Genomic DNA, 12,844 nt, shown 5'->3' with positions numbered 1-12,844 from the left:
GAATTTTTTTAAATTATATCTACTATTTATAAAGAGAAACGCTCTCAAAAGGCGCCCATCTTTCTTCTAAACATTATTTGTCCTTAAGATGATCAACAAACGAATTCAGATACACTTCTACATTCGTATAGTCTTTACTTAAGTTATATGCTGAGCCGTCTTTAGCAGATTTTGGATTAAGTCCATGCTTAATTTCCCAGGCATCAGGTATTCCATCTCCATCGCTATCTTTTAGATAAATCCCTCTCTTTAACTCGGGCCATCCTCCAACAGCATTTTGCGAATCAATAATCCCTTTATTTCCGCCACCATAGGTTTCTCCTCCTTTTGCTGTTCCAGTACGTACCTCTTCAACAACTCTCTTGTCATAGCTGTCCCTACGAAAACTAGCCCCTGCCTTTTCTAACACATTATGATAAGCCGATAAAGCAGATTCCTGATGAATAGGAATGGACGGAAAAGGTTCATTCGCTTTTTCTCTCTTTTCTTTGCCTATACCTTTCCAATTATCTGTTGTGACTTCTTCACTTCCTTCCATAATGTTATCCATCAGGTAATAGGCTCCAGTTCCATCTTCAGCCGGGTCTAAAAGCCATGCTTTCTTATCTTCTGAAGTAGCAGGTCCGGGTTTGTAATAATTAGCTACAAAGTTCACTTTGTTTCCACGACCACCGCCATAAGCAGATTTATATCCCCAATTGTATACGACATTATTTCTAAAATCTACCGGATTACAACCATCAGAAGCAAAGCGGGGATTACGGCTACTGTTATGAGCTATTAAATTATGGTGGAATGTCGCTCCGCAACCTCCCCATATCCCCCCAAAACCATGTGCCCCTTTAGAATGTGCAGATTTGGATAAGCTATGACTAATTATACACCACTGCACCGTTACATTCGTCGAGTTATACACAGACATGCATTCATCTACAGACCAGGATGCCGAGCAATGATCGATGATAAGATCTCTAACCCGAAGTGCTCCAATAGCGTCATCTTCTACAGCATGCAGATCACCCATTCTAGAGCGGATATAGCGTATAATTACATTGTTTGCTTTAACAAATAGTGGGTAACCTTTTAAACATATACCATCACCAGGCGCACTTTGCCCGGCAATAGTTATACTGTCATTACTAATAATTAGCTTAGATTTTAAATCAATAGTACCATCTACGGCAAATACGACAATCCTGGCTCCCTTTTGTTCAATCGCTTGCCTAAGGCTCCCTTCTCCGGAATCATTAAGATTGGTTACAGTGTAAACTTTGCCACCACGGCCTCCAGCAGTGAATTTACCGTATCCTTCAGCAGTTGGAAAAGCAAGAACCTGTGCTACCGCAGGACTAAAATAGCAAGCCAACAAACAGCATATGAGTAATATTTTAACCTTAACTGCTTTCTGAAATATTTTCATTCTGGTACTATCTATATAACGGATGTTGTTGATTTCTTAATTCGGGGTTTTCATTCATCATGGTATTGCTTAGCGGCAATAATTCCGTTTTATTTTTTGTTAAACCATCAAAGAAACGGGTTACCCATACGGCATCAGCCTTCAATTCGTTATTATTAAACATTGCGCCACCATTAGTTCCGTACAGATTTACCAACGTATAACCTCCGGTTTGAAGTAAACCTTTTTCTACTTGATCCGGCTCGGTCAAATATGTTTTATATGCTGATAATCCTATAGTTGGTTCTTCGAAAGTTGTCATATTAAAGCGCTTGTAAGCCGCAAACCTTGGTATATTTACATATTTCCCTGTATGATTAGCCATATCCAACAGCTTGCTCTTTTCAGTCATTAAGGTCTCGTACTGTACACCCCAACGAACAAGGTCTGTTCTTCTGACCCCTTCAAAAGCCAGTTCTAATTTGCGTTCTTTAATAATTGCATTTAAGAAATCTTTTGGATCCGTTGGCGTTATACCTATTTTGCTTGCGTCATTTTTAAATGCTCTTAACCTTACTTTCTCGAATGCTTCTTTTGCACTAGTTGTCACACCATTCAACTCACTCTCTGCCTCTGCATACATCAATAAAATATCAGCATAACGTAATATAGGTGCATTTACATCTCTTCTTGAATCACTTGAACCGCGGTCCTTTTTCCAGGTAACACGATATTTCCCTATTGTTCTGCCTGGATAAGCATTCATAGAAGCTGTTCCTGCTGCATTTAGTATTTCATAATTACACAACGTTACATCGCGGCGTTGATCTCCATCCTCATAGTCAAAATAAAGTGTCGGCATAGCGGCAATCTGTGGAGCTGATTTGCTATAAATACAGCCTGTAGGTGTAGAAATACCGGAAGTATAAGCCAGGCGCACATCCGGATGATTTGGTCCGTACATCCCAAACTCCCAGATAGACTCATCATTATAGTTTTTCGTCATCAGGTCTCTCCATAGTTTATCATAATTAGCCAGCAAGCTGTTCTCTTTTCTTCCTATCACTGCATTGCATGCATCTTTTGCTATTGTATACAGATCTCTAACACGCGCTGCATCTGCTCTTTTGCTTAATTTCACAGATCCCGGATCATAAGTATCCAAATTCCAACGTAATGAATATCCTGCTGCATGAAGCGACACGCGAGCCAATAAACCGTAGGCCGCTTGCTTGGATATGCGTTCTGATGGTATACCTGCTTCTTTTTTCCATGGAATTAACTCGGTTGCTTTTTGAAGATCTGATACACATTGATCATATATCACATCTCTGTCTGTACGAGGTAAGGTAAAAGTGGTAGCATCCATTGTTGGAATTGTCGAAAAAGGAACATCGCCCCAAAAACGTACGATATTAAAGTAGGCGTAGGCGCGAATGGCGTAAGCTTCTCCCAAAAGTCTTTCAATAGATTTTTTATCAGCTTCGGAACTTTTAGACATCAGTGCTGAAATTCCTTTTATACAGCTGTTTGCCCTTTCTGCAGCTGAATACATCGCAGTATATGTACTGTTAACCGTATTGGTAGCATCGTAGGCATAACGAGCGAAAATCTCTTTACTATTATTATTTTCTGTGGCCATACACTCGTCTGTTCCCGACAGAAGCTGGTAATACATTTCCTGATTTATAGCAGCACTATACGCTCCCAATACAGCCATTTCAGCTTTACTGGCATTTTCAAAAGTGGTATTAGTGTCAAACTTCGATTCGGATGGCATATCTAACCATTTTTGACAAGAGCTAAAAAATAATAGAACGCCACAAAATGAAAGTATATTGATGATCTTTTTCATGTTTTCAATTCTTAGAGTTAATTAAAATGTTAGGTTTAATCCTGCTACAAAACTGCGTGTTCTAGGATATGCCGAGTTATCAATACCTCTGGTCAATATTCTATCAGAAGCCGATACTTCGGGATCATAACCACTATACTTTGTAAAAGTATGGACGTTGTTTGCCGTACAGAACACTCTTAAATTATTGATATGTACTTTCTTCGTTAGCTGTGTCGGTAATGTATAACCTAACGTGATGTTATTAATACGGAGAAAAGAACCATCTTCCAGATTATAATCCGTCTTTTCTACAGCCGCAGGTTCTTTATTAGTAGAATTAAGACTCCAGATAGCGTCGCTGCTAAATTGATTAGGATTAAGTGCTGCTAAACGATTTAAGTCTTTTGTTTCTTTTCCGGTAACCGGATCAATTAGGGTGAAACGGTTTGTCATAATCGCAGTGGCATTCTGATTTGGATAATAAGGTCCAACGAAGCGTTGTGTATTCATATTAAATACCTCGTTTCCATAACTAAAGTTCATGAATACGCTTAGATCAAAACCTTTATAAGCAAACGTATTATTTAAACCGCCAAAGAATTTAGGCTCAGCACTTCCCAATACAGTTCTGTCCTGCTCACTCCAAATAGGATTTCCATTACTGTCTGTTTGCCCTGTAACAGGGATAAATTTGATATCTCCGGGTTTTATCCCTGCAACCTGAGTTGCATTCAAGCCACCTTTACGAGGTACACCTGCTTTAAGAGAATACGATCCATCCGGATTTTGGTTAAAATCATCGGTTGTGTAAAGCCCCCCATATTTAAACCCATAAAATTGGCCGAGAGACTCCCCTTCACGAACTATAAATTCCATACGGCTATCTACACTGGTGATCATATATTTACCCACGTCTCCGTATAGTTTTTTCACCTTAGATTTATTAAAAGACATATTTAAATCTGTCCTCCATACGAAACTACCTGCTTTTACATTCACAGTATTAATTATAAACTCTAAACCTCTATTTTGGATAGATGCTATATTCTGAAACTGATCATTATATCCCGAAGATTTCGCAATTCCGTTTTTAATCAGTAAGTTATCAGAAAGATTATTGTATACGTCAAATGTTAAATTGAAACGGCTTTTGAATAAAGACAAATCCAGTCCCAGGTTAGTAGATTGAGTTCTTTCCCAAACTAAATTTGGATTCCCTAACGTACCTTGAGGTACCAAAGCGGGTATTTCTGACTGCCCAACCCAATATCTGCCCCCCTGATACTGTGTAACATACATGTTGTCGTCAATATTACTATTCCCTGTAATACCGTAACCTCCACGTACTTTTAAGCTATTAATAAAAGTAAGATCTTTCATAAAATCTTCTTCTGAAACGCGCCATCCAGCCGATGCAGAAGATAATGTACCCCATTGATTCCCCTGAGCAAACTTAGACGATCCATCGCCGCGTACAGTTGCCGTAAGTAAATATTTATCTCTGTAGTTGTACATTAAGCGACCAAAAACTGAAACGATCCCTTCTTTCCCCTGACCGGACTCCGTTATTTGCTGCCCTGCCATCGAGGTATTATTTAACCCGAAATTATCCTGCGGAAATTTAAGATAGTCATTATCCAATTTCATACTTTCTGTATACCAAGTCTCCTGGCCTAGCATAACATTAAAATTATGCGCGTTTGCCAGAGTCTTTTTGTATGTTAAAGTATTGGCAATCTGTTTTGTCAATTTCTCATTATTATTTCTGCTTCCATAAGGTCCTTGCTTTTCTTTAGCCGCGGACGTGCGTCCGTCATCGAAGTAATCACTACGAACCTGTTGCCAGAAATAACTACCTGCGGTACGGAATGTTAAATCTTTCACCCATGGAATGTCTATTTCCAAAGCAGCATTCACTGTAGGCTGTCTGGTATATCTTGTTTGATTAATTGCATCGTTAGTAATGATAGGATTAGAGATATCGTATTGGCTATCATATACCAACATTTGATCGCGAATATCCGATCCAATCATTTGTTCGTTTGTAAATCTTACTCCTCCTGTTGGCGGTTGCAATAGCGCCATTTTTAGTCGTCCACCTAAAGAACCTCCGCCCTCTATGTTACTGCTGTTTAATCCTACATTGGCATCAAATCGAACTCCCTTGTACAATTCATGATTAATCTTTAAACGAAGGCTGTTTTTCTGATATCCTGTTTTAGCTAAAACACCGTCTTGCCCGGTAAAATTATAATTCACTAAAACTTTTGTTCTTTCTGTCCCACCGGATACAGAAACATTATGGTTTTGCATGATTGCTGTACTTCCGAACATCAAACCCTGCCAATCTATTCCCTCTCGATTTCCGTAATCTTGCGCAATACGAGCGTAAGCTCCTGTAAAAAAGTTTGGATCAGTTACGTTACCTCCAAAATAGGAGGCAAAGTTGTTCTCCTGCCCTCTTAATATCTGATACTCATACTGATATTTCACATAGTCTTCTACTCCTAACATATCTAATTTTTTACCCAGTTTTTCGAAACTGTAATAAGTGTTGTAGTTAACAGTAGTCTTTCCTGCTTTGCCTGATTTTGTCGTGATTAAAATGATACCATTTGCACCTCTGGCTCCGTAAATCGCTGTTGCAGATGCATCTTTCATTACATCGATAGATTCGATATCATTAATATCAATATTGCGAAGCGCATCGTCCATCTGAAAGCCATCTACTATATAAAGTGGCTTTGTACTTTGTGTAATGGACGTCCCCCCGCGTACCAGAATATTAATATCTGCACCAGGTGCGCCACTTTGCGTTACAACATTTACCCCGGCTATTTTACCTGTAATGGCCTGAGCGGCGGTTGTTACGGGTATATTTGCAATATCCGAGCCTTTGATAGAAGCGCTAGAGCCCGTTAGATCTTTCTTCCTTGCTACTCCGTAGCCTATAACTACAACTTCATTCAGCAAGTCCGTATTTTCTTTCATTACAATGTTAAAGGAAGTCTTATCCGCAGTATTAATTTTTTGCGGTTCATACCCTATATAACTAATCTCTATAATAGCATCTGGCTTTACATTTAGAGAAAAATGACCTTGAACATCTGTCATAACACCTTGCTTTTCTCCTGTTACTTTAACGGAAACTCCAATAAGCGGTTCTCCATTAGCTTCTACAACAGTTCCAGTTATTTTTCTTGTATTTTGCGCAAATAATGACTGCGTACACCAACAAAGAAATAACAAAAACAGAGGCAATCTCAATGAGATTTTTTTTAGTTCTTCTTTCATAATTAATTTAGGTTACTATAATAAAATACCTTATGGTACGGCTTTGTTATAATGGTTAACTTAATACTGTTATTTTTTGCTTTAATTTTCTATCATCTTTTCATACTCGCTTTGCCAGGTATTATTTAACTATTATCTTTTTTAATAGGTTCCAAGCTTTAACTTGGTTACACAAACTTATAGCTGTAGTGATTCTTTTGCTTCTAAAAATTGACGAAAAACCTTTAAAAATTGACAACATGGCTTAATAATATATCGTAGATGTGTATGAAGACTGTTTTTTCTGGAAAGTAATAAATACTAAAAGCCATTATTATTAAAAGCCAGTCTCATAGTAAAAAAATGAGTCAGTACAAAGACGTATCTGACTCACTTAAAAACCAATTAATTTACATTCAACAGGGATGTTGACTATATAATACATCAAACTTAATATAAGTAACTAAGATTCTGTTTTAAAAATTAACACAATTATTTCAATTTTAGACACTGTTCTATTTAGATAAAATATATTTAATGATATTGAAAATACTAACCGGTGTGTTCATTTTTTAAATAATCGGATGGAGATATATTATACTTTTCCTTAAAGCATGTACTAAAATATCCGGAGCTGTTAAATCCTATTTGGTAAGCAATTTCACTGACTGTCAATTCTCCGGTAGCTAATAATTGTCTGCCTCTTTTCAATCTAATATCTCTAACAAATTCTACAGGGGTCATATTGGTTAAACTCTTCAGTTTTTTATAGAAAGTAGTTCTTCCCATAGCCATAGAATTTGCTACCGTTTCTATATTAAATTCCTGATCAGACATTTTCTCTTCCACCACCTGAATAACATTTCTTAAAAAGGCTTCATCTTTAGAAGTTATGACTACTTCACTTGGCTCTAATTTTAAAACCGTAGGTTTATCTAAAATATTAGCGACCACCTGTTGGCGGCTTTTTAAAAGATTCTCCAATAAATATTTAATATAATCTGCGTGGAAAGGCTTAGTAACATAGAAATCGGCTCCGTAAGACAACCCCTTTATTTGATCTTCGATAGTTGATTTGGCCGTTAATAAGATTATCGGGATATGACTGGTTACTACGTCATTTTTTATTTTCTCAAGCATTTGTATACCGTCCATTTCCGGCATCATAACGTCGGATATAATTGCATCCGGAACTAATTCAATCGCTTTTAAATATCCCTCTTTACCATTTTCTGCCTCACCTATATTATATGTGTCTTTAAATTGATCAACCATAAAGGATCGTAACTCCATATTATCCTCTACCAGAAGCAATTTCGGCAGCTGGTCTTTGCTTTGTTCTTTATCAGTTTCCTCTACTTTTAATGAAGATCTGTCATAAATTATTTGCTTTGCATCTGGCTTGGACCATTTATTTTCATCCAATAGGTCATTAGTATCAAAATGTAAATTCCCCTCTAAAAGCTCGATAGTAAAAGTCATGCCCTGGTCTGTGTTCTTACTTGCTTTTATAACTCCCCTATGAAGGCTAACAATCTCTTTAGAAATTGCGAGCCCTATACCAGTCCCTTTAAACGCCTTATCCTGTTGATTATCTCCGGCATAGTAAAGTTTAAAGATATCTTCAATTTTATCCATATTTATTCCTATTCCTTCATCAATAATTTGAACGGACACCTTTCCCTCTCTTTTTTCCAATTTCACAAAGATCTTTTTGCCTTTAGGAGTGAACTTTATAGCATTAGAAATAATATTGAAAAAGACAATGTCCATTTTGTCTCTGTCACACCATACAAAAATCTCTTCAGCCGATGAACTTAATTTTAAAGCTATTTCCTTTTCTTCCAGAATATCCACAAAATGCCCAAGCAATCCTGACATAAATCCTATTAATTCTACTTTTTCTATTCTAAGCTTTAAATTCTGCGTCTGGATTTTCCGAAAATCAAGTAACTGATTGACAAACCTGATCATTCGGTCTGCATTTTTATTGGCTACTTCTAGGTACTTAATACCTTTGTCTGACAGACTTTCTGTTTTTTTTAACTTAAGAAGCGGATTTACTATAAGCGTTAAGGGAGTCCTCAATTCATGAGAAATATTGGTAAAAAACTGCATTTTTAATTCAGTCATTCGCTCTTCTACTACAACTTTATTCTTTAACCTGATCATTGTAAAAACGATCCTCCTAGCGATTTCCAGAAAAATTATTGACAAAAATATATAACACAGCAATGCCCAGCCACTTAACCACCAGGGGTTGTTTACTTTGATGGATATACTCTTTTCAGGTGAGTTTTCGAAATAATAATTGTTAACTGTTTTTACTCTGAAGGTGTAGCTTCCGGGAGGGATTTTTGTATATGTCGCTTTTCTTTGATTTTTTACAAAATGCCAATTCTTATCATATCCCTCTAAAATATAAGCATATGAAACGTTATTTGGCACCCGGTAATCAAGAACTGAATATTCAAATGTTAAAACATCCTGATTATAATTCAATATAATATTATCTGCATAGTTAATAGATGATTTCAAGGGAGATGAAGGCTCTTTGATATCGATATCTTTATTATACAATTGGATACCTGTAAAAGCAATATTAGCCGGGAATTGCTCATTTACTATCTTATCAGGATAAAATGAGATATAACCGTTTGTGCATCCAAAGTAAATTTCGCCCTTATTTGATCTAAAACATGCCGCTTCCGATAAACCCGTCCTTGGCAATCCATCATAAGTATCGTAATTTCTAAAAAGTTCATTTTTTATATCTAGTCTGGATACACCATTTTCTGTGGCAATCCATAAGTTTTTGTTATTATCTTCAACGAGACTTAAAATAATATCATTAGGCAAACCTTGTTCCTTGGTATATACTTTAAATTTTAATTCATCATTTAAAGTCTTAGGATCATTAATCACCCTATTTAAACCACCTCCAAAAGTACCTGCCCAAACTTCGTTGTCACTTGATTGATACAGGTATTGAACATCGTTGTTTCCAAGACTATTCTTATCTCCGGGAATTTTAACCGTTGGCCTAAACTTTGAATAATCAGGATTTTCATTAGGATTAAAACGCAAAATCCCATCGGTGGTTGCTAACCAGATATTTTTGTCCGGTCCCTGTATAATATGCCGGATAACATTAAATGTGTGTTTTGGATAATTCTTAAAAGAGTTATTGATGTTTTTAAACTTAACCCGGCCTCTTTCTTCAATAAGCAAATTTATGCCACCTCCAAAAGTTCCTATCCACAATTGTCCGGTCTGATCCTCGACAACACTATAAATCTGGTTATTACTTAGACTGGTTAAATCACCAGGTTCATTTGTATATCTAGAGACCTTATATTTTGTTCTGCTTTCATTTTTGGGCTGTAATTTCAACAAGCCCTGACCTTTTGTTCCTATCCAGATATTCTTGTTTCTGTCTTCCGTTATACAATATATGCTACCCAGATTTTGATTTTCATCCACTACTTCTATTTTCTCACCTTTATAAACCGATAACCCGCCTAGTTTGTTCGTTATCCATATTTTATCATCCGAATCCTGGAATAAGGCCCTGACTTCATTCTCAAACTTATTCGATGGGTTCTTGGTCAGCTGTTTGTATTCGAAGTTATTTGGTGAAAAAACTACTTTATTTATTCCTCCGTTTCTTGTACAAAACCACAACACACCTCTCTTGTCTGAATAAGCCGTTACGATGTTATTGGTAAAAAGTTTATTTTTCTCTTCCGGGTTATTGTAGAAATAGTTTAGCTTATTCGCATTTTTGTCATAATAGCCAAAGCCTCCACCTTTCAGACAAACCCATAACAAATTATTAGCATCTTCGAAAACATTAAAGCTTTTATCATTGCCTTGCCTGCTTTTCGCGACGTAGGGTAAATTATCCTCTTTGTTATGGACAAACGGGTAAAATGATTGAGTAGATGGTTTATATAGAACTACTCCCGCTTTTTCTGGTTCCAGCCAAATATTGCCTGTTCTGTCTTCATATATCCAATAATATGTATTCCCCCCATCATGTTCATATCGGAAACTGGATTTTATATGATTGTAAATAATTAACCCTTGTTTCCTAGCTGTTAAGTAAACATTTCCTGTTTTTGAAACCAGTATATCCAATATATCCGCATCTACAACCTTTTTAGCATAGAAAGCTTTGAATTCAGGATTATACTCTACCAAAAATCCATTCGAAGTAGAAAAGAATAGTTTACCATTGGAATTGGAGGACACTTTGGTAAAATTCAAATTACTTCCGTAAGACCTTGTTTTGGGAGCGAGATAAGAAACATATTTTTTTCCATTTTTTACCAGGCATATCAATCCGTTTTTTGTGCCGAACCAAACTCTATGCTGTTGATCCTCATATATAAAATTGACATTACTGTTTCCAAAAAAACTCTTTTCTGAATTATAATTTACAACATCTATGTCTCCATTCCCTTTGTCCAAGACACATAACACCCCGTTATCTTCCGTTGTCAACCAGACATCTCCGTTAGAAACAGGGATGACTTTATCAATAAAAATATGCTCCAGACTTTCTCCTTTATTGGATTTTATAACTGGCAAAAACTCCTCGCGAGCTTTGTCGAACCGGTAAACTTTCCTGTCATAAGTTTTTACCCATAAATAGCCAATCTTATCTTCAATAATATCACGGATTTTATTGTTCTTTAAAAACGAATTGTCTCCCGGTCTGGCTTTATAAGTTTTAAAATTATTTCCATCATATCTGTTAATACCATCCCAGGTACCTAACCAAATAAAGCCCTCCGAATCTTCCTTGATACATAATACTCCATCATGTGATAAACCGTGTTCCGTTGAATAATGCCGGAACTTAGGTTCCAGCAATGTACCTTTAACCTGAGAAACACATACAAGCAATACAATTATTGCAATACAATATGATTTCATTTTTTTCATCCTCACTGATCTAGGTTTATAATGTCAAGAATATAGAAAAGCTAAGCAATGCAAATTTTATTTATCCAATTTTACACCATTCACTTTCACATTTTTTAGTTTGAAATTATTGACAAGTTCCACATTCACTGCGGATCTCTTTTTTTCACGGATATTAAGATTTTCGAAGGTAAAGTCTGACAAAATATATTGATTAGACTTCTGAATATCGAAAGCTATATCACAATCCAAATCAATATTCTTTAATGTGACATTCTTCGCATAAGACATTTTGATATCTTTTTCTCCTTTTAAATCAAAAAACTGTGTCCATGGTTTGATAAAAACCATACTCGTTACATTACCCGTTATATCTTCAACAAGAATATTTTCGTATAACTGCGGCGTATCCGGGCGCATTTTTAATTGTAAAAGTCTTTTAGCCCCATCTACTTTATTCCTTCTGAAAATGATATTATAGCTATGGATTGATTCGCTCCCGCATGTGAGTGCGCTATGGCAAAAACCAAAGCTATTATCTTCGATTATTATATTTGAATTCGACCCGTTATTCGGGTCTTTATCTGCGGATGGCCCTTTCCCTCCTTTTAATGCTATCGCATCGTCATTTACAGACAAGTAGCAGTTTTTAATATGGACGTTTTTGCATGCGTCCAAATCTATGGCGTCTGAACTTGGCGCTTTTACCGGATGTTCAGGAGCTAAAATATGCAGATCTACTAATCTTACATATTCGCATTTATAGAAGTGTGATGTCCAGAACGGTGAGTTTTTCAGCGTAATTCCAGAGATCTGCACATTGTTACTATTGGAAACATAAAGTACTCTTGGGCGCATTTCGTCCATATTGGTACATTGCGGATTAAACTGCCTTCTCAACCAAAATGATTTCCAATACCTTAATCCATTTCCGTTTAATGTTCCTTTACCAGAAATAGTAAAACCGTCAACCTGATCTGCGTTCACTAAAGCAGCAAAATATTTAACGGTTTGCCCTTCCATTCTCGTAGTTAACAAACGGAAATTGTTGATATCATCGCTTCCTTTTAGAACAGCTCCTTCTTCAAGATATAAATGCGTCTTTGGTTTAAAGAACAATGAACCGCTTAAAAATACACCTTTTGGTACAATTACGACTCCGCCCCCAGCGTTAAAAGCCTTATCAATAACGGATTGTATTATTTCTGTTTGTACGATTGTGCTATCGTTTAGTACACCAAAATCTGTAAGTTTATAATGTGTTCCCAGTTTATTGATATCTGTTGGAATTTCCTTTTTAAACCAGTCCGGAATAGCTGTTCCATCAGGAAAAGTTTCTTTGGCCAGTACACTGTTTACGGATATCAAGAACAATAAAATGATCAGTCTTATAATTTTCATATCTA

General features: G+C 36.4%; 5 protein-coding genes. All 5 read right to left on the bottom strand.

The genetic code is table 11. The annotated features are described in order from the left end of the window. Positions 1-73: 73 nt before the first annotated feature. The 5 genes from PEDSA_RS18665 to PEDSA_RS18645 all read right to left on the bottom strand — a co-directional run bounded on the left by PEDSA_RS18665 (position 74) and on the right by PEDSA_RS18645 (position 12,839). The gene (locus PEDSA_RS18665; RefSeq protein ID WP_013634729.1) at positions 74-1,420 is read right to left on the bottom strand and encodes a pectate lyase; all 1,347 of its coding nucleotides are present in this window, start codon (positions 1,418-1,420) and stop codon (positions 74-76) included. Between the two features lie 7 nt (positions 1,421-1,427). After that, the gene (locus PEDSA_RS18660; protein ID WP_013634728.1) at positions 1,428-3,254 is read right to left on the bottom strand and encodes a RagB/SusD family nutrient uptake outer membrane protein; all 1,827 of its coding nucleotides are present in this window, start codon (positions 3,252-3,254) and stop codon (positions 1,428-1,430) included. A gap of 21 nt (positions 3,255-3,275) precedes the next feature. Further along, the gene (locus PEDSA_RS18655) at positions 3,276-6,530 is read right to left on the bottom strand and encodes a SusC/RagA family TonB-linked outer membrane protein (protein WP_013634727.1); all 3,255 of its coding nucleotides are present in this window, start codon (positions 6,528-6,530) and stop codon (positions 3,276-3,278) included. Between the two features lie 531 nt (positions 6,531-7,061). Beyond that, positions 7,062-11,450, bottom strand: a complete 4,389-nt coding sequence (locus tag PEDSA_RS18650; protein WP_169311998.1) for a hybrid sensor histidine kinase/response regulator transcription factor — start codon at positions 11,448-11,450, stop codon at positions 7,062-7,064. Between the two features lie 66 nt (positions 11,451-11,516). Further along, positions 11,517-12,839, bottom strand: a complete 1,323-nt coding sequence (locus tag PEDSA_RS18645; protein WP_013634725.1) for a rhamnogalacturonidase — start codon at positions 12,837-12,839, stop codon at positions 11,517-11,519. Positions 12,840-12,844: the final 5 nt, after the last annotated feature.

It is taken from the genome of Pseudopedobacter saltans DSM 12145 (assembly GCF_000190735.1).
GTDB classification, from domain to species: Bacteria; Bacteroidota; Bacteroidia; order Sphingobacteriales; family Sphingobacteriaceae; genus Pseudopedobacter; species Pseudopedobacter saltans.
The sequence above is the reverse complement of the archived record's forward strand: the minus strand, read 5'-3'. Positions and strand labels throughout refer to the sequence as shown.

Bases quoted from the DNA above. Each gene is read 5' to 3' on its own strand.
- PEDSA_RS18665 (WP_013634729.1), bottom strand. From the start codon at position 1,420: ATGAAAATATTTCAGAAAGCAGTTAAGGTTAAAATATTACTCATATGC.
- PEDSA_RS18655 (WP_013634727.1), bottom strand. From the start codon at position 6,530: ATGAAAGAAGAACTAAAAAAAATCTCATTGAGATTGCCTCTGTTTTTG.
- PEDSA_RS18660 (WP_013634728.1), bottom strand. From the start codon at position 3,254: ATGAAAAAGATCATCAATATACTTTCATTTTGTGGCGTTCTATTATTT.
- PEDSA_RS18650 (WP_169311998.1), bottom strand. From the start codon at position 11,450: ATGAAATCATATTGTATTGCAATAATTGTATTGCTTGTATGTGTTTCT.
- PEDSA_RS18645 (WP_013634725.1), bottom strand. From the start codon at position 12,839: ATGAAAATTATAAGACTGATCATTTTATTGTTCTTGATATCCGTAAAC.